Origin of the sequence: Streptomyces sp. NPDC051051, assembly GCF_040682975.1 — a bacterium.
GTDB lineage: Bacteria > Actinomycetota > Actinomycetes > Streptomycetales > Streptomycetaceae > Streptomyces.
Genome location: NZ_JBFBCB010000057.1, coordinates 1 through 17,467, shown reverse-complemented (window position 1 = coordinate 17,467; position 17,467 = coordinate 1). Strand labels below are relative to the sequence as shown.

Genomic DNA, 17,467 nt, shown 5'->3' with positions numbered 1-17,467 from the left:
GGGCGACGGGTTGGGAGTGCTCACGAGTACGACCTCCGCTGGTCCGGAGCCGGGATCTGGGCGCCCTTGTACTCGACGGGGATGCCGCCGAGGGGGTAGTCCTTGCGCTGGGGGTGGCCCTGCCAGTCGTCCGGCATCATGATCCGCGTCAGGGCCGGGTGACCGTCGAAGACGATCCCGAAGAAGTCGTAGGTCTCGCGCTCGTGCCAGTCGTTGGTCGGGTAGACGGAGACCAGGGACGGGATGTGCCGGTCGGAGTCCGGGACGCTCACCTCGAGCCGGATCAGCCTGTTGTGGGTGATCGAGCGCAGGTGGTAGACGGCGTGCAGTTCGCGGCCCTTGTCGTTCGGGTAGTGGACGCCGCTCACCCCCGTGCAGAGTTCGAAGCGCAGGGCCGGGTCGTCGCGCAGGGTGCGGGCGACCCGGACGAGGTGTTCGCGTTCGATGTGGAAGGTGAGTTCGTCGCGGTCGACGACCGTCTTGTCGATGGCGTTCTCGGGGAGGAGACCCTGCTCCTCCAGCGCGCCCTCGAGTTCGTCGGCGACCTCGTCGAACCAGCCGCCGTAGGGACGGGCGGTCGCACCGGGCAGGCGCACCGAGCGGACCAGGCCGCCGTAACCGGAGGTGTCGCCGCCGTTGTCGGCGCCGAACATGCCGTGCTGGACGCGGATCTCCTCGCCGCCCTGGCCGCGCTGTCCGGGGAGGTTGGAGGCGGCCAGGTCCTTCTCGGGGTTGGTTCCCCCGGCCCCTGCGCCGGTGCCGTTGGCGTCGCTCACCGCAGCAGCCCCTTCATCTCGATCGTGGGCAGGGCCTTGAGCGCCGCTTCCTCCGCCTCGCGGGCCGCTTCCTCGGCGTTCACGCCCAGCTTGGAGTTCTGGATCTTGTGATGGAGCTTGAGGATCGCGTCCATCAGCATCTCGGGGCGCGGCGGGCAGCCGGGGAGGTAGATGTCGACGGGAACGATGTGGTCGACGCCCTGGACGATGGCGTAGTTGTTGAACATGCCGCCCGAGGAGGCGCACACCCCCATGGAGATCACCCACTTCGGGTTCGGCATCTGGTCGTAGACCTGCCGCAACACCGGCGCCATCTTCTGGCTGACCCGGCCGGCCACGATCATCAGGTCCGCCTGGCGGGGCGACCCGCGGAAGACCTCCATGCCGAAGCGCGCCAGGTCGTAGCGGCCCGCGCCGGTGGTCATCATCTCGATGGCGCAGCAGGCGAGGCCGAACGTGGCGGGGAAGACGGACGCCTTGCGCACCCAGCCCGCGGCCTGTTCGACGGTGGTCAGCAGGAAACCGCTCGGCAGCTTTTCTTCGAGTCCCATGGCTTAAAGGCCCCTCAGTCCCATTCCAGGCCGCCGCGCCGCCACACGTAGGCGTAGGCGACGAAGACGGTGAGCACGAAGAGCAACATCTCCACGAGCCCGAAAACCCCCAGGGCGTCGAAGGTGACGGCCCAGGGGTAGAGGAAGACGATCTCGATGTCGAAGACGATGAAGAGCATCGCCGTCAGGTAGTACTTGATGGGGAAGCGCCCGCCGCCGGCCGGCGTGGGGGTCGGCTCGATACCGCACTCGTAGGCCTCGAGCTTGGCGCGGTTGTACCGCTTCGGCCCGATCAGCGTGGCCATGACCACGGAGAAGATCGCAAAGCCTGCCCCGAGGGCTCCCAGTACGAGGATGGGCGCATACGCGTTCACCGCTCCTCGCTCCTCTCAGTCGGCACTGACTGCTGGCGATGTCGGGGCTCGCATCCGCCTCACCGGCCCCACGAACCCCACCGTCACCGACGAAGATCGCGAACATGTGAAGCAGGTCACAAGCCCAACTGCCTCGCATCCTATGCCTGTGGCTCTGTGATCTGCGACACGGGGGATTGCACGAGCTTTGTGATCTCCACCACCTGACGAAGGATCATGAAGTCATATCAGCGGTGATCTTCGCACGCGAAGCGTCAGAGTGATCACAAGAAGTGACATTTGCTCTCGTCGCCGCAGGTCAAGAGGGTCGTCTCTATATCAAGAGGGTTCCGCTGCATGCAAATTGGCGCTGGACGGGCCACCTTGGTACTGGACCCGTTCACACGTCCGGGGGAGCCGAGGGGGTGGGTGTGGACGCGTGCACGCGTTCACGAGCGGAACCGGCCGTGCCGCTCGCGTCGGACGCGGGCCTTCCGTTAATCGTTCCGTGACCTCCGCCACACTCGCGGGGGTCGGCCAGGAGCCGGGCTTGGCCAACGATCTCAACCAGTGGTAGGCGCGGGGCAATCCGGACGTAACGACGAAAGGCCATGATCACAGGCTTGAGCACCTGCGTCCGCAATGTCCGTTACGGCGTCAATAAAGAGTGCTGCGGGAGGTGTTCGGGGCCCCCATTGAACAATTGTGGCGCAGCACACGTTTCTTGAAGGTATGGAGGAGCCCCTGATACCGCTTGTACCCATGTCCCACACCGCTCACATACGCAGCCACCGGAAACCCCGCCGCAGCGCGTCGACGATCGCGATGCGGGCCGGAGTCGCCAGTGGTGTACTCGGCTCGCTGGCCGTGGCCACCGCGGCCGGATCGGCCAACGCCGCCGAGCCGGTGACACAGACGCTCGAACTGCCCGTGCTGACGGGCGACGTGGCCGCACAGATCGCGCAGTCCGCGAACGCCACGCAGCAGGCCGCCGCGAACTACCAGCTCGAGGCGGAGCGCGACGCGGCCGCCGCGGCGGCCGCCGAGGAGGCCGAGAAGGACCTCGCCGCCGCCAAGAAGGCCGAGGCGAAGAAGAAGGCCGAGGAGGCCCGCAAGGCGGCCGCCGAGGCCGCCGTGTCCCGTTCCTCGGAGCGGACCACCCTCGCCACCTCGACGACCGTCTCCGCTCCGGCCAGCGGCAGCGTCGCGACGGTCATCTCCTTCCTCAGGGCCCAGGTGGGCGACGCGTACGTCATGGGCGCCACCGGCCCCAACGCCTGGGACTGTTCGAGCCTGGTGCAGGCCGCGTTCCGCCAGGTCGGCGTGGACCTCCCGCGGGTCTCGCAGGACCAGTCGATGGCCGGCACGGACGTGTCGCTGTCCAATCTCCAGGTCGGCGACATCCTGTACTGGGGCGGGAAGGGTTCCGCGTACCACGTGGGCGTCTACATCGGGGACGGCCAGTACCTCGACGCGGCCAACCCCTCCAAGGGTGTGGTGATCCAGGACCTCTCCGGCTACCCGGCGTCGGGCGCGGTGCGGGTGCTCTGAGACGCACGGGTCCGAAACGCACGGATCCACCGGCAGGGCCGCAGCCGCTCGGGGGCTGCGGCCCTTCGGGCTTTCCGGGGGCGTGAGGACGCGCCCCGTGCGTCCGGTCAGGCCTTGGGAGCCACCGTGGTTCCATCAAGGCAGAGGTGCCGCACCCGAGATTTTTCCTACCGGCGGTGTTACGTTTTGGGCATGAGCAGCCACGCAGCCCACCGGGCCACCGAGCGGGCAGGCAAGAGATCCGTGTCGCTCGCGCAATCGCTGATCAAGGAAGTCGAGGAGCGAACCGGCAAGAACGGCTTCTCCTCCGTTGTGGCCGAAGCCCTTGAGGAATGGCTCGCCGCGCAGAAACTCCGCGAGGTCGTGGCCGCTGACCGCAAGACGTTCGGCCCCGTCTCCGCCGAAGCGCGGCGGCAGGCGGAACAGGAGTGGTGAGCAAGCGCCTCAAGATCAAGGAAAAGAGCGAGGGCACGCTCGTCCTGGACGCCCAAGGGCTTTCGCTGCACGTCGACGGCGACGAAAGGATGCGGGCGCGAATCGAGGTCGCTCAGCAGAGCGGCAGACGAGTGGCGCTCTCCGCCCTGACGCCCTTGGAAGTACGCCGAACCGGAGAGGCCGCCAAGCGGCTCCGGTTCCTGCTGTCCCGGTTCGACGTGAAACCGGTCGACGACGCGGTGACGGACGCCGCCGAGAAGTTGCTGGACGCCTCGGGTCTTGACGGACACGAATGCCTCGTGGACGCACTCGTGGTGGCCACGGCCGCGCTCTGCGCACCCCCCGTACTGCTCGTCACTTCCGACAAGTCGCACATACCGGCGCTGTGCAAGGCGGCCGAGGAACTCCCCGGCTCTCCGAAGGTGAAGATCGTGAACGTCTGAGGGGTCGAGCGGCACCTTACGCCGAGCCGCTCGGCCTTGTGCCACGCGGCCCGGCCTTGAACGATCAGGCCTTGAGCGCCACCTTTCAAGGCGCGTCGGTCGTCAGCAGTACGGCCGGAAACCTCACGCTGCGGTGGGCACAGAACTCGTTCAACACCGCCGCCACGGTCCTGCTCGCCGACTGCTGTCTCAAGCTCGAACGCATCACCTGACCTCACCTTCCCGCACGCCCGCCGCACCCCGCGCCGGGCGTTTTCTCATGTCTGGAGACCTCTCCATGTCCTCTCCCGGTCCGCAGCCAAGTTCCGCGACGCCGTCGAGGGCGCCGGCGTGACCGTCGTCGGTGCCTTGGTCGGACTCGCGGCCTCACGCTCGCCGCACTCACCCGACTCAGATGACGAGGCACGCCTCCACGCGGCACAACAATGCCCCTCGGTACGGCCGCACAGGCCGTACCGAGGGGCATTCTGTCGTTCTACCGCCGGGGGAAGACGCCCGCCGCACCTCATGGGTACCGTTCTTGAGAGAGCCCGAACGGATGGAGCCCCGCGCATGCTGGAAGAAGCCGAGGAGATCGGCCGCCGTGTTCGCCGCGCCCGCTTGCGCCTGGGCATGCCGCAGGCGGACCTCGCCGCCGCCCTGGGGAAGTCTCAGGGGTGGGTGTCCAAGATGGAACGCGGACAGATCGAGATCGACCGTGTTGGCCTGCTCAACGCCCTCGCGGCTGAACTGCACGTTCATCCCAACGATCTGATCGGGCGCCCTTACACCAGCAGCCCGGCTGACAATCGGTGGCAGGTCGCCGCCGCGTCCATCTTGCGTGAACTACGCCGCTACGACCTCACGCCGGTATTCGAGGGCACCCCCCGGCAGTCCAGCGAACTGTGGCGCGACATGACCAGGCTGCACCGCCTACGAGACGCCGCCGCCAACGTGGCCATCCTGCGGGTGCTGCCGGACCTGCTACGTGAGGCGCGTGCGCTCGCCGAGGTTTCCAACGGCCACGAACGCGAAGAGGCGTACGCCATCTACGCCGTCGCCTGCAAGTTCACCCACACGGCCGCCCACGCCCTCGGACACGCCGAACTGATCGCCATGGCCGCCGAGCGTGCAGCATGGTCTGCTCGCCTGTCCGGTGACCCTGTCATGCCCGCACTCGCCGACTGGATGCGCGTTTGGGACATGTGGGCCACCGCCGATTGGGACGACTCCCTGTCACTGTCCGACAAGGCTCTCGGCGGCATCCAGGACGACTACGACCGCGGCGACCCTCTCGCCGTCCGCATGTGGGGATCTCTGCACCTGCGCGCCGCTGTGTCGGCCGCCCGCGCGGGTCGGCCGTCGGAGTCCGAGGACCGCATCGCGCACGCCCGCGCCGCCGCCGAACGGATGACCAACCACCAGGGACCGCCGGTCTACGACCGGCATTCTGTGACGTTCTCACCGGGCAACGTGCAGATTCACGCGATCAGCGTTGCGCTGGAATACGGTGACCAGACCCGAGCGCTCGCGATAAACCGTCGTACGGGTCCCGAACTGGTCGCCGCCCTGCCCAACTCCAGGCAGGGGCACCATCACATGGACCTCGCCCGAGCGTGGCTGTGGAACGGAAACCGCGACAAGGCACTCGTCGAACTGGAGACCGCCGAGCGCATCGCCCCACAACTGGTGCGCAACCACCCCATGGCTCGTGCGACGCTGCGGAGCGTCGTCCACGCCGAGCGCTCCGCGACGCGCGAGAAGCTGCGCCGCATGTCGGACCGGTTCCACCTCGACGGATGAGGGTCGTATTCCTCTGATTCATATGGGGCCCCTGGCGCACTCTTAGCGTCAGGGGCATGACTCGACGAGGAACCCCCCATCTCCCTCCGCAGGGCGGCGAGTTAGGGACCGCCGCGCCGTTCTTTCCCCGACTCGGTGACCTCGCCCGGGACACCACCAAGGGCGAGATCGGTGTCGTCGTGGCTCTGCCCGGCGACGGCAGACGGACTTACGGCCTGGTGCCGCTCGGAGGCGGCGACGTGTGGTCTGCCCCCTACGACGGAACAACCCTGCGCCCTGTCCCCGCTCAGGTCACACACATCACGCCGCAGAAGCGAGACGTGATATACGACCAGCGCGCCGAGCAGGGCGGCCTGCCTGTCACCGTCCACTACGAGGACGGTGGGACCAGCGAATCCCTGCTCGTGCTCGACCCCGCGCAGCTGGAACTGTACGCCTACCAGGTTGGGCGCATCCTCGAACTGCGCGATGCAGCACGCGGGGGCAAGCTGTGAGCGCCCTCCACGCGTTCGCCCGCTTACGGCGCCTCTCCGATCCCGTCGGGTGCTTTCTTAGCGTGCTCTGGGCCATCGGCACGACTACCGGTTTCACCTGTCTCGGTGTGCTCGTAGGCACCGGACTCGACGACCCGCGAGCCAACAGCCCGGCACTGACCATCCCCGACGCCGCCCCGGAAGCGGCATAAGGCCCCCGCCCGCCCGGATGCTTCCTGCTCCTTCTGGGCGGGCGGGGTTCCACCGCGGCTGCGGCCACCAACCGGGGCCCGCCGCGGTTCGCACCACCACGTCCGAAGCACCACCCAACGCAAGGAGGCACGGAACGTGACCACCGCACAGAAGCACACCGCGACCGACGCACGGACGCTGATCAGCACGGAACTCCGCGAGACCCTGGTCGACAACATGCGCGCCAAGTTCCCACAGCTGACCGAGGAGAAGGCCGACCGTGGCGTCGGGCAGATGCTCGCCTTCCTCGCCGCGTGCGACTACAGCGACAAGCCGCTCAGCCCGTCGCCCCTCGTCGACGACTTCTGGCACGCCTTCCTGCTCCACACCAAGGCGTACCGGGAGTTCTGCGAGGAGAAGTTCGACCGGTTCCTGGACCACCAGCCCGGATACCTCGACCCGGAGGAGCACGGGGGCGGCAAGGCCCTCCGTGCCCGGACGGTCGACGCGATCACACTCGCCGGGTACGAGATCGACATGGAGTTCTGGCCCGAGCTGGACCTCGCCGAGTGCTCGCAGTGCCACGCGAACTGCTCGGACAGCCCGTTCCATCCCTGACGGTGCCCCCGCCGGCCTCTGGTCTGTGCCACGCTGTGGCCAGACCGGGGGCCGGCGCCCTTTTGTTCGACCAACGCAGGGAGACCGGCGGTGGACCGCATCGAATGGCACGACCTACCACCTGCGACCCGGACCGCCGTCGAGCACCACACAGGCTCGGTCGAGGAGGCCGCGACCGCACCGCACGGCGTCATGTCTCGACTCGCCTGCACCGTCGACACACGAGCGGGCCGAATGTTCGTCAAGGGCACCCGCCGTGACGACCCACAGGCTTGGGTGTACCGCCACGAGGCGCAAGTCACCCGGAACGCGCCTCGCGCGCCCCACGTCCTCTGGGACGTCGACGCCGGCGGGTGGCTGCTGTACGGGTACGAGTACGTCGAGGGACGCTACCCGGACCTGACACCGGGATCCGACGATCTCGCCCCGCTTGTCCAGACGCTCACCGTCGTGTCCGAGGTGCCATGGCCTGAGGCGCTGCGCAAGAAGCCGCTTCACACACGGTGGGTCGACTTCCTTCCCGAGGATGTTCCAGCCGGGCTGCAAGGTCGAGGACTCGCTCACACGGACATGTCGCCGCACAACATGCTGGTGACCCGCGTCGGCGAGCTGCTGCTGCTCGACTGGGCTCTGGCCTGCCCCGCCCCCGCATGGGCGGACACCGCGTTGATCATCCCGCGGCTCATCTCCGCCGGCCACACTGCGGAGCAGGCCGAAGCAATCGCCCGGCAGGTTCCCGCGTACAGCGCTGCCGCCCCTGCCACAGTCACCACGTTCGCGCGCACCGTCTTCCGCGCGTGGGAAGACTGGGAGCGGACTCGACCGCTGCCGCACCGCGCCGCCCTCACCGCCGCCGCCCGAGAGTGGGCTGCCCATCGCGAGAGTGTGCCGTTTCCATAAAAGGCTTTCATGGGTGCATCAGACGATGATGTTCCAGATCGGAAACTGTGGCGCACACGGGACACCACGCGCGGGACGCTTTGCGTGTGACCGTAGATATCGCAGAGTTCAACAGGCGGACAGTGCCTGGCCTGGAGGCTCTGACCAAGCTGCTGGTCGACGGTGCCGCAGACCACGCTCCCGCCCCCGAGGACCGCGTCGACCATTTCAGGTCGGCTGGGGGCTGGTGGCCGCCCTGCACCGGCAGGCCGCCGCAGTGGTCACTATGAACGCGTTCAACGATCTGACGATCGGCTCGCCCTGGACGAACGACCTCAAGGCCATCAGTGACGCGGCGGGCCTGGCCGGAGCAATCTGACCTGAAAGGCGAGGCAGACGGCGACCCCGGTCCCGCAGAGCGGGGTGCCGGGGTCAGCTCACACTTTGCTCCCGCGTGCGCGGCCGCCGAACTCATCGCCCGAGGAATGACCTGAGTAGCAGTCGGAGGACGCGAACCGTGCGCCGGGCTTTCCTCTCGTTCGGATGCAGCACTGCAAGAACGCTGACGAAGACGATCAGAGCGAGCACTACAAGAACGACAACGTCACCAACCCAGGTGAACCTGGACAGAGCTCCCCATGGAGAAGATGTCCCGCCACCTACAGCTCGCCCGCCGATCCGGCTTCGTAGTGCTGGGAAGTTGCGGCTTCAGCCACCTGGGTTCATGATCATGCTAGGGCTCGGACGCGGCCCTGTACTGCGCAGTCGCAGCCTGGCTCACCCGCATCCCGAATCGGCCAACCGGTCATGGTCTACGGCGTGAACGGGCTCACACCGTAGACCACAACTGCCCCAAGCCATCCGGCTTGAACGGTCAGGCCTTCGGCGCCACCTTGCTCAGGCCGTTGATGATGCGGTCCATCGCGTCGCCGCCGGTGGGGTCGGTGAGGTTGGCGAGCATCTTGAGCGTGAACTTCATCAGCAGCGGGTGCGTCAGGCCGCGCTGGGTCGCGATCTTCATGACCTTCGGGTTGCCGATGAGCTTCACGAAGGCGCGGCCCAGCGTGTAGTAGCCGCCGTAGGTGTCCTTGAGGACGCGGGGGTAGCGCTGGAGGGCGAGTTCGCGTCCCGCGGGGGTGGAGCGGGCGTGGGCCTGGACGATGACGTCGGCGGCGAGCTGGCCGGACTCCATGGCGTAGGCGATGCCCTCGCCGTTGAAGGGGTTCACCAGGCCGCCGGCGTCACCGACGAGCAGCAGTCCGCGCGTGTAGTGCGGCTGGCGGTTGAAGGCCATCGGCAGCGCGGCCCCGCGGATGGGGCCGGTCATGTTCTCCGGCGTGTAGCCCCAGTCCTCCGGCATGGAGGCGCACCAGGCCTTCAGGACCTCGCGCCAGTCCAGCTCCTTGAAGGAGTCGGAGGTGTTGAGGACGCCCAGGCCCACGTTGGAGGTGCCGTCGCCCATGCCGAAGATCCAGCCGTAGCCCGGCAGCAGGCGGTCCTCGCCCGGTCCGCGCCGGTCCCAGAGTTCGAGCCAGGACTCGAGGTAGTCGTCCTCGTGGCGGGGGCTGGTGAAGTAGGTGCGCACCGCGACGCCCATGGGGCGGTCCTCGCGGCGGTGCAGGCCCATCGCCAGGGAGAGGCGGGTGGAGTTGCCGTCGGCGGCGACGACGAGCGGGGCGCGGAAGGTGACCTCGCGCTTCTCCTCGCCGAGCTTGGCGTGCACGCCGGTGATCCGGCCGGTGCGCTCGTCGACGACGGGGGCGCCGACGTTGCAGCGCTCGTAGAGCCGGGCGCCCGCCTTCTGGGCCTGGCGGGCGAGCTGCTCGTCGAAGTCGTCGCGCTTGCGGACGAGGCCGTAGTCCGGGAAGGAGGCGAGATCCGGCCAGTCCAGCTGGAGGCGGACGCCGCCGCCGATGATGCGCAGTCCCTTGTTGCGCAGCCAGCCGGCCTCCTCGGAGACGTCGATCCCCATGGCGACGAGCTGCTTGACGGCGCGCGGGGTGAGGCCGTCGCCGCAGACCTTCTCGCGCGGGAACTCGGTCTTCTCCAGCAGGAGCACGTCGAGGCCGGCCTTGGCGAGGTGGTACGCGGTCGTGGAGCCGGCCGGCCCCGCGCCGACCACGATCACATCGGCGGTGTTTTCGGAGAGGGGCTCGGTCACGGCGGGTTCTCCCCAAGGTTCGGAATTGCGTGCCGACCGGCACTGGACATGGGCAGTCTATTCAGGAGAATCGATCAACCTGCTGAAGGGCTGCCCCCGTGAACCGAGTTCCGCCCGTAGTACGGCTGCGCGTCCCCACGGACGAGGACGCGGTGGCGTGGCACCGGGTCTTCGACCACCCGGAGGTCATGGAGTTCCACGGCGGTCGTTCCGCGGGGCTCTCGGTCTACGAGGAACTCACCGCCCGCCAGCGCCGGCACGACGCCGAGCGCGGGTTCTGCCTGTGGACGATGCTCGACGGGTCGGGGCGGGTCATCGGCTTCACCGGCGCCCAGCCCTGGGACCGGGAGTGGGGTCCGACCGGCGAGATCGAGATCGGCTGGCGGCTCGGCCGCGAGCACTGGGGCCAGGGGTACGCCACGGCGGCGGCGCGGATGACGCTGGAACGGGTGCGGGACGCCGGGGTGCCGAGCGTGGTCGCCATGGTCGTCGCGAGCAACGCCCGGTCCATCGCCGTGACCCGGCGGCTCGGCATGCGGCTCGCTGACGTGTTCACCACCCCCGAGTCACGGCGAGAGGCGCACTGCTACCGACTGGACCTGTAGCGGAGCACTCAACTCCCCTCACGTGACTGTGAGTAGCAAATCGTCACGGAAAGGCATCCAGGGCTTCCGGAAGGCCCCTCGCGCGGCTGCTCTTCCCGTACCGCAGGGGGTGACATCTGTGCTCGTACGACCCAAAACGTCCGAAGTGCGCGTACCGAGGCTCGTCGGCCTGATGGCCGTGGACGCGCGCGAAGCGGCCGCCGCACGAGGAGTGCTGCTGGCCGCGCCCGACCGGCCCGAGTTCCACCAGGCCGTCGTCGACCACGTCGTACGGCAGTACCCGCCGCCCGGTGCCGAGGTGCCGCGCGGGGCGGTCGTCACCGTGTGGTTCGACTTCGCGGAGGGGGAGGGCGGCGGCGGCGCGGGCGTCCGCGAACCACGGCTGCCGGCGCCGGGCGGGGGCGGGATGCGGCGCGAACTGGCCCCGCCGCGGGATTCCTTCGCACCGATCACGGGCTGAGGGCCTGTCCGGCGGCCACCGGCTGACCGGCGGGCCCGCCGGTCAGTCCTCCTTGAAGCCCCGGTGCAGGGTGACCACCCCGCCGGTGAGGTTGCGCCAGGCGACCTTCGACCAGCCGGCCTTGCGCAGGTGCTCGGCGAGGGCGGGCTGGTCGGGCCAGGCGCGGATGGACTCGGCGAGGTAGACGTACGCGTCGGGGTTCGAGGACACCGCGCGGGCGACCGGGGGCAGGGCGCGCATCAGGTACTCGGTGTAGACCTGGCGGAAGGGTGCCCAGGTCGGGTGCGAGAACTCGCAGATCACGACCCGTCCGCCGGGCCGCGTCACCCGGTGCATCTCCCGCAGGGCCGCGTCGAAGTCCTGCACGTTGCGCAGCCCGAAGGAGATGGTGACGGCGTCGAAGGTGTCGTCCTTGAACGGCAGCTTCGTCGCGTCGCCCGCGGTGAGCGGCAGCCAGGGGTGCTTCTGCTTGCCCACCTGGAGCATGCCGAGGGAGAAGTCGCAGGGGACGACGTAGGCGCCGGTCCTGGCGAAGGGCAGTGAGGAGGTGGCCGTGCCCGCCGCCAGGTCGAGGATCTTCTGCGCGGGGCGGGCGTCGACGGCGCGCGCGACCTCCTTGCGCCATCTGCGGTCCTGACCGAGCGAGAGGACGTCGTTGGTGAGGTCGTACCGTTCCGCCACGCGGTCGAACATCGAGGCGACTTCGTGGGGCTGCTTGTTCAGGGAAGCACGGGTCACCCGCCCATTGTGGCAGCAGGGGGGCGGCCCTCATGGCAGCAGCCTCGGCTTCTTCCGGGCGGCCACGTCCTCGACCCAGCCGCACAGCAGCACGAACACCACGATCAGCAGCCAGCCGACGGCGAACAGGAACCACTGGCTCTCCAGCGGCAGGTACGCCTCGAAGGCGGGCACGTCCCAGAACCGGTCGATCAGCGGGACCGCCAGCACCAGGGCGATCTCGTGCCAGAGGTAGATCGTCACCGCGCGCGCGTTGAAGACGGAGACCAGCCGGTTCAGGCGCCTCAGCCGGGTGAGCCCGGCGAAGTCGATCCGGAAGTACGCCTTCGCCCACATCAGCAGCATCACGAAACCGGCCGACCAGAAGGCCTGCGCGAGGGGGTTCTCGTCCAGGTCGTAGGTGCCGTACCCGGCCCGGTGCGCGAGGGCGTACCAGCCGCCGTACGCCATGGCGGCGAGGGAGAGGACGGCCACCAGGGCCGGCTTCACGCGCTGGAGCACGCCGTCGCGGTGGGCGAAGCCGAGCATCCAGCAGAAGAGGTACGTCGAGAGGTCCCACAGGGCGGTGCCGACGCGGTTGTCCGGGCCGGCCCAGGCGAAGTTCAGGACCAGGATCGGGGCGAGGGACGCGGCCAGGACGGGGACCGGGGCGAGGCGGAACAGCCGGAGCAGGAGCGGGGAGAGCAGCACGAACCACAGGTAGGTGCGCAGGTACCAGAGGATCTCCCAGGCCTGCTCGCCCCAGGCGTTGCCCGGCGGATCGCCCAGCGGCACGATCCAGTAGACGATCTGCCAACCCGGCATCCAGCCGTGGACGAGCATCGCCACGACCACGAAGGCGCCCCAGAACCAGAAGGGCGGCAGGAGTCTGCGGAGACGGCCGCGCACCACCTTGGGCGCCGGACGTTCCAGGGACTTCGCCATCAGGGTGCCGGCCAGGCCGAACATGACGCCCATGGAGGGGAAGACCAGGCCCGCCCAGGCCCAGCCGAAGGTGTGGTACGCCACGACCCGGATGAGGGCGAGGGCCCGGAGGCTGTCGAAGTAGCGGTCACGGCCGGCCGCCCGCGGCGCCGCCACCGGCGGCCCCGCTTCCGACCTCCCCGCATCCGACGGCCCCACCGGCGGCGACCCCACCGCGGGCAGGGGAGCCGTGTCCGTGACGGGACCGGGGCCGGTACCAGGCCCGAGGCCGGAATCGAAGCCGGGACCGGGACCGGGACCGAATCCGGAGCCGGAGCCGGACGGAGTGCTCGTGGCGGCGGTCCGTCGGGCCGTGCCGCGGACCGGGCCCCTGCTGTGCGCCCCCACTCAGCTCACCCCGGCCGGGGTCCCGACCTCGCCGGTCCTCTTGAGCTTCTGCCAGCGCAGCCGGCCGCCGGTGAGGGCGGTGATGCAGGAGTGGATGAGGACGAGGTACATCATCTGGCGGTAGGCGAGCTGCTGGAGCGGCATCATCAGCAGGTAGCGGTACTTCTCGCGGTCGAGGCGGAAGGCGTAGGCGGCGCAGACGAGCTGCACGCCCAGGACCGCGAGCCAGGCCAGCAGGGCCGCCCGGAAGTCGATGAAGATCATCGAGTAGGCGGTGAACACGTCGATCAGCGGCGCGAAGACCGGCGTGACGATCTGGAAGAGGACGACCAGCGGCATGCCGACGCGTCCGAAGCGCCCCGAGGGACCCTTGTCCGTGAGGGACTTGCGGTGCTTCCAGAGGGCCTGCATGGTGCCGTAGGACCAGCGGTAGCGCTGGGACCACAGTTGCTTGAGGGAGCCGGGGGCCTCGGTCCAGGCGCGGGCGTGCTCCTGGTAGACGACGTTCCAGCCGGCGCGGTGCATGGCGATGGTGATGTCGGTGTCCTCGGCGAGGGTGTCCTCGCTCATGCCGCCGACCTCCAGGACGGCGTCCCTGCGGAAGGCGCCGATCGCGCCGGGGATGGTCGGCATGCAGCGCAGCAGGTCGTACATGCGGCGGTCGAGGTTGAAGCCCATGACGTACTCGATGTGCTGCCAGGCGCCGATGACCGTGTTGCGATTGCCGACCTTGGCGTTGCCGGCGACCGCGCCGACCTTCGGGTCGGCGAACGGCTGGACCAGGTGGCGCACGGTGTCGGGCTCGAAGACGGTGTCGCCGTCCATCATCACGACGATGTCGCAACCGGCTTTGCGGACACCGTTGTTGAGAGCGGCCGGCTTGCCCGCGTTCTCCTGGCGGATGACGCGGACGTTCGTCATGCCCAGGGCCTCGGCCGCCTCGCGGGAGATCTCGGACGTGCCGTCCGTCGATCCGTCGTCCACGACGATGATCTCGATCGGATGGGTGCTCCGCGCCAGCGATTCCAGGGTGTTGGCGATGCACTCCTTCTCGTTGTACGCCGGGACGATCACGCTGACCGGCCGGATGACGGTGGGTCCCCAGCTGAAGCGGCGTCTGTTGCGCTTGCGGTGGTGGCGGCGGGCGAGGACCAGCATCATCCCGAAGCGGCCCATGACCGCCACGCCCACGACGGCCAGTCCGACGGAGAGCGTCGGCACCGTCCACTCGGCGACGGCGACCGCCGCGACGAGCGCCTTGCCCTCGTACAGGGGCACGCCGGTGGCCTCACGGTGGGCGGCCTGCAGCCCGCCCACGGCCCCGTCGGCCGCCCCGGCCGCCCCGGCCGCCGCCTCGTCCGTGGCACCGGCACCGGCCGCCTGCTGCTGCCCGGAGGACTCGCGGGCCGCCGCGCGCTCCTCCTGCATCGCGCCGCTGATGGTGGTGAAGGTGTAGCCGGCCGCCTTCATCTTCTTGATGTACGTCGGCAGCGCGGCGATGGTCTGGGAGCGCTCGCCGCCCGCGTCGTGGAAGAGGACCGAGGCGCCCTTGCCGTCCTCCGGCGTGGCCCACTTGATGATGTCGGAGACGCCCGGCCTCTTCCAGTCGTCGCTGTCGGTGTCGACGAAGACGCTGGTGTAGCCGTCCTCGCCGAGCCGCTGGTAGACGGGCCAGCTGTAGTTGTCGATGGCGTCCGTCTCCGAGGAGTACGGCGCGCGGAACAGCGTGGTGGTGATGCCCGCCGCGCCCGCGAGCGCCAGCTGGGTCTGCTCCATCTCGCGGTCGACGCGGGCGTCGCTCTGGTAGGAGAGGTCGACGTGGGTGAAGGTGTGGATGCCCACCTCGTTGCCCTGCTCGACCATGTCCTTCACGACGCCCGGGTAGCGCGAGACCATCGACCCGACCAGGAAGAAGGTGCCGGGCACGTCGTACTTCTCGAGGATCTCCAGGACCTGGGGGGTCCAGGTGGGGTTGGGGCCGTCGTCGAAGGTGAGCGCGATCGTCTTGTCCGGCACCGAGACGGTGGTGGCCTGGCCGCCGCGGAAGGTGAGGATCGGACCGCCGTCGAGGATGTCGTCGGGCACCTTGCTCGCGCTGGCCCCGGTGCGGACCCGCTGGTCGCCGCCGACCTCGGCGCGCAGATAGCCGTCGAGCAGCATCACGCTGGTGAGCGCGAGCAGCAGCAGCCCCGCCAGGATGACGCGGGGTTTCTGGAGGGCCGCGGCCTTGCCCGCCGCCCGTTCGATACGGGAGGGGGCGCGGCGCCGGCCGCGGGAGGGAGTCGTCGTCATAGGGGTGGCTGCGTTCCGGTCAGTTGGCGGCCGCGGAGGCGGGGGCGGACGGGGAGGGGGAGGCGGCGCCGGTGGGCGGGGTGCCGCCCGGCAGGCCGATCTGGTTGCCGAGGCCGCCGTCCGGGCGCATCCCGCCGGGGCCCTGGCCCTCCTGGGCGTTGCCGCCGAACGGCAGCAGCGAGGACGGGTTGAGCGAGGTGCCCCAGCCCATGAAGGCGGCGCCGAGGACGGCCGCGTAGACGAGACAGCCGACGCCCATGAGGAGGCCGATCCGGCGCAGCAGCCTGGACCGGCGTCCGGAGTTGTCAACGAACACGGGGCCCTCGGCGGCGGAGTCGTTGTCGCGTTTGCGACGGCGACCGCGAGCGGCGGCACGGCTTTCGATGGCAGGCTCGGAATGCATTCCCCGGATATTAGGGAGCCTTTATGTGCCCCGGACTCCGGTCTTCTTGTGAGACAGCCATGAGGAACGGCCGAACCTGTCTCTCACCTGAGAGAAAGGGCGAATGTCCGCGCGGCCGACCCGCGAAGGAGCCGGGCCGATCGCCCCTTTTGGGCGCAAAGAAATCATGTTTCGACCACATTTGTCCATGAAATGGCTGTGTGTTCACCGCCTCGGTGCGGGCCGCCCGAATGTGAGACATTTCGAGTTCGGAAACGGTCTTTGTTTCCGTCCTGAGACAGAAATCACGAGAGCGGGTGCATGCGCAATGAGGAGTTTCCTGAGGCCGGCGGCCGGGCTCACCTGCCTGTTTGCCTTGGCCATGGCGGGATGCTCCGCGGGGTCCGACGGCACGTCGGACGCGGCACCCGCGACACCGCGACAGAGCGCCGACGCCGGTACCGGTACCGGTTCCGCGTCCGGCACGTCGTACGCCCCCTACGTCAACGCCGCGGAGGCCTCCGCCAACGACGCCGCGGGCTCCCCCGCGACGTACAACCTGGCCTTCGTCATCTCCGACGGCAGTGACTGCACCCCGGAGTGGAACGGCGCCTACGCGGTCAACGACGCGACCGTGGCCGCACGCGTCTCCGCGCTCACCGCGACGGGCGCCTCGGTGCGGGTCTCCTTCGGCGGCGCGTCCGGCAAGGAACTGGCGGCCACCTGCGCCAGCGTGGCGGAGCTGACCGAGGCCTACGGCGCGGCGCTCGACGCGGCCGGTTCCACCCAGGCCGACTTCGACATCGAGGGCGAGGAACTGACCGACGCCGGCTCGGTCGCCCTGCGCTCCCGGGCGATAGCCGCGCTCCAGGAGGAACGCCCGGACCTGGAGGTCTCGTTCACCCTCCCGGTGATGCCGTCGGGCCTGGACTCCGACGGCCTCGCGCTGCTGACCTCGGCGAACAAGTACGACGTCCAGGTGTCCGCCGTCAACCTGATGACGATGAACTACGGGGAGTCGTACGCCGGGGACATGGGCGGGTACGCCATCACCTCGGCCACCGCCGCGCACGCCCAGCTCAAGGAGGTCTTCGGCACGGGGGACGCCGACGCCTGGAAGGGCATGGCGCTCACCTCGATGATCGGCGTCAACGACGTCGCGGGCGAGACGTTCACGCTCGCGGACGCCGCGCAGGTGCGGGCGTTCGCCGAGGAGAAGGGCATCTCCTGGGTGTCGATGTGGTCGACGTTCCGGGACCAGCAGTGCGAGGAGGGCACCGCCGCGGACGACGCGCTGACCAACTGCAGCGGGGTGCAGCAGAGTTCGGGGGCTTTCGCGGAGGCATTCTCCGGGTGACGTGACGCCTGGACGGCTAGGGCGTGTTTCGAAAGTCCCGTCTGCCCGGCGACGCCTGGCACGCACGCTCGCCGCGTTGTCGGGGTCGCCCCGATACAACCAGTATCG

The 17,467-nt window shown here is 69.2% G+C and carries 19 protein-coding genes; 11 read left to right on the top strand and 8 right to left on the bottom strand.

The genetic code is table 11. From position 1 onward, the window contains the following. Positions 1-20: 20 nt before the first annotated feature. The 3 genes from AB0N31_RS31095 to AB0N31_RS31085 are packed head-to-tail and all read right to left on the bottom strand — an operon-like array spanning position 21 to position 1,701. Complete coding sequence (locus tag AB0N31_RS31095; RefSeq protein ID WP_366061803.1) at positions 21-776, bottom strand: NADH-quinone oxidoreductase subunit C; 756 nt, start codon at positions 774-776, stop codon at positions 21-23. Beyond that, complete coding sequence (locus AB0N31_RS31090) at positions 773-1,327, bottom strand: NADH-quinone oxidoreductase subunit B family protein (RefSeq protein ID WP_055635348.1); 555 nt, start codon at positions 1,325-1,327, stop codon at positions 773-775. The genes AB0N31_RS31095 and AB0N31_RS31090 overlap by 4 nt, the downstream gene beginning before the upstream one ends. 14 nt (positions 1,328-1,341) lie before the next feature. Next, positions 1,342-1,701: an NADH-quinone oxidoreductase subunit A gene (locus AB0N31_RS31085; RefSeq protein ID WP_007383963.1), complete on the bottom strand. Its 360-nt coding sequence runs from the start codon at positions 1,699-1,701 to the stop codon at positions 1,342-1,344. A gap of 711 nt (positions 1,702-2,412) precedes the next feature. Here AB0N31_RS31085 and AB0N31_RS31080 point away from each other — a divergent pair. From AB0N31_RS31080 to AB0N31_RS31045, 8 genes are all read left to right on the top strand, one after another. After that, complete coding sequence (locus AB0N31_RS31080) at positions 2,413-3,231, top strand: C40 family peptidase (protein WP_366061802.1); 819 nt, start codon at positions 2,413-2,415, stop codon at positions 3,229-3,231. 192 nt (positions 3,232-3,423) lie between these two features. Continuing rightward, positions 3,424-3,666 (top strand): hypothetical protein, encoded by a 243-nt coding sequence (locus AB0N31_RS31075; RefSeq protein ID WP_366061801.1) that lies wholly within the window; start codon positions 3,424-3,426, stop codon positions 3,664-3,666. Continuing rightward, a complete protein-coding gene (locus AB0N31_RS31070; RefSeq protein WP_366061800.1) occupies positions 3,663-4,109 on the top strand; it encodes a DNA-binding protein in 447 nt (148 codons plus the stop codon). The genes AB0N31_RS31075 and AB0N31_RS31070 overlap by 4 nt, the downstream gene beginning before the upstream one ends. A 71-nt stretch (positions 4,110-4,180) precedes the next feature. Next, the gene (locus AB0N31_RS31065) at positions 4,181-4,321 is read left to right on the top strand and encodes a hypothetical protein (protein WP_366061799.1); all 141 of its coding nucleotides are present in this window, start codon (positions 4,181-4,183) and stop codon (positions 4,319-4,321) included. 340 nt (positions 4,322-4,661) lie between these two features. Then, on the top strand, positions 4,662-5,891 hold the full coding sequence (locus AB0N31_RS31060) for a helix-turn-helix transcriptional regulator (RefSeq protein WP_366061798.1): 1,230 nt from the start codon (positions 4,662-4,664) through the stop codon (positions 5,889-5,891). Positions 5,892-5,947: 56 nt separating this feature from the next. Next, complete coding sequence (locus AB0N31_RS31055; RefSeq protein WP_366061797.1) at positions 5,948-6,385, top strand: hypothetical protein; 438 nt, start codon at positions 5,948-5,950, stop codon at positions 6,383-6,385. Between the two features lie 327 nt (positions 6,386-6,712). After that, the gene (locus AB0N31_RS31050; RefSeq protein ID WP_366061796.1) at positions 6,713-7,174 is read left to right on the top strand and encodes a hypothetical protein; all 462 of its coding nucleotides are present in this window, start codon (positions 6,713-6,715) and stop codon (positions 7,172-7,174) included. Between the two features lie 90 nt (positions 7,175-7,264). Continuing rightward, the gene (locus AB0N31_RS31045; protein ID WP_366061795.1) at positions 7,265-8,074 is read left to right on the top strand and encodes a phosphotransferase; all 810 of its coding nucleotides are present in this window, start codon (positions 7,265-7,267) and stop codon (positions 8,072-8,074) included. A gap of 853 nt (positions 8,075-8,927) precedes the next feature. On the opposite strand, the gene AB0N31_RS31040 is transcribed toward AB0N31_RS31045, so the two are convergent. Then, entirely contained in the window at positions 8,928-10,214 is a 1,287-nt protein-coding gene (locus AB0N31_RS31040; RefSeq protein WP_366061794.1) for a geranylgeranyl reductase family protein, read from the bottom strand. Between the two features lie 98 nt (positions 10,215-10,312). On the opposite strand from AB0N31_RS31040, the gene AB0N31_RS31035 reads away from it, so the two are divergent. After that, on the top strand, positions 10,313-10,819 hold the full coding sequence (locus AB0N31_RS31035) for a GNAT family N-acetyltransferase (protein ID WP_366061792.1): 507 nt from the start codon (positions 10,313-10,315) through the stop codon (positions 10,817-10,819). A 145-nt stretch (positions 10,820-10,964) separates the two neighbouring features. Continuing rightward, a complete protein-coding gene (locus tag AB0N31_RS31030) occupies positions 10,965-11,279 on the top strand; it encodes a PASTA domain-containing protein (protein ID WP_366061791.1) in 315 nt (104 codons plus the stop codon). A gap of 42 nt (positions 11,280-11,321) precedes the next feature. On the opposite strand, the gene AB0N31_RS31025 is transcribed toward AB0N31_RS31030, so the two are convergent. The 4 genes from AB0N31_RS31025 to AB0N31_RS31010 all read right to left on the bottom strand — a co-directional run bounded on the left by AB0N31_RS31025 (position 11,322) and on the right by AB0N31_RS31010 (position 16,023). Next, on the bottom strand, positions 11,322-12,017 hold the full coding sequence (locus tag AB0N31_RS31025; protein WP_366061790.1) for a demethylmenaquinone methyltransferase: 696 nt from the start codon (positions 12,015-12,017) through the stop codon (positions 11,322-11,324). A 30-nt stretch (positions 12,018-12,047) separates the two neighbouring features. After that, positions 12,048-13,097 (bottom strand): acyltransferase, encoded by a 1,050-nt coding sequence (locus AB0N31_RS31020; RefSeq protein ID WP_366061789.1) that lies wholly within the window; start codon positions 13,095-13,097, stop codon positions 12,048-12,050. 231 nt (positions 13,098-13,328) lie between these two features. Then, positions 13,329-15,620 carry a glycosyltransferase gene (locus AB0N31_RS31015; RefSeq protein ID WP_366061788.1) on the bottom strand — a complete coding sequence of 764 codons (2,292 nt, stop codon included), beginning with the start codon at positions 15,618-15,620 and terminating at the stop codon, positions 13,329-13,331. A gap of 19 nt (positions 15,621-15,639) precedes the next feature. Continuing rightward, positions 15,640-16,023 carry a hypothetical protein gene (locus AB0N31_RS31010; protein ID WP_366061787.1) on the bottom strand — a complete coding sequence of 128 codons (384 nt, stop codon included), beginning with the start codon at positions 16,021-16,023 and terminating at the stop codon, positions 15,640-15,642. Positions 16,024-16,330: 307 nt separating this feature from the next. Between AB0N31_RS31010 and AB0N31_RS31005 the strand changes: the two genes are divergently transcribed. Beyond that, positions 16,331-17,359 (top strand): chitinase, encoded by a 1,029-nt coding sequence (locus AB0N31_RS31005; RefSeq protein WP_366061786.1) that lies wholly within the window; start codon positions 16,331-16,333, stop codon positions 17,357-17,359. Positions 17,360-17,467 lie beyond the last annotated feature (108 nt).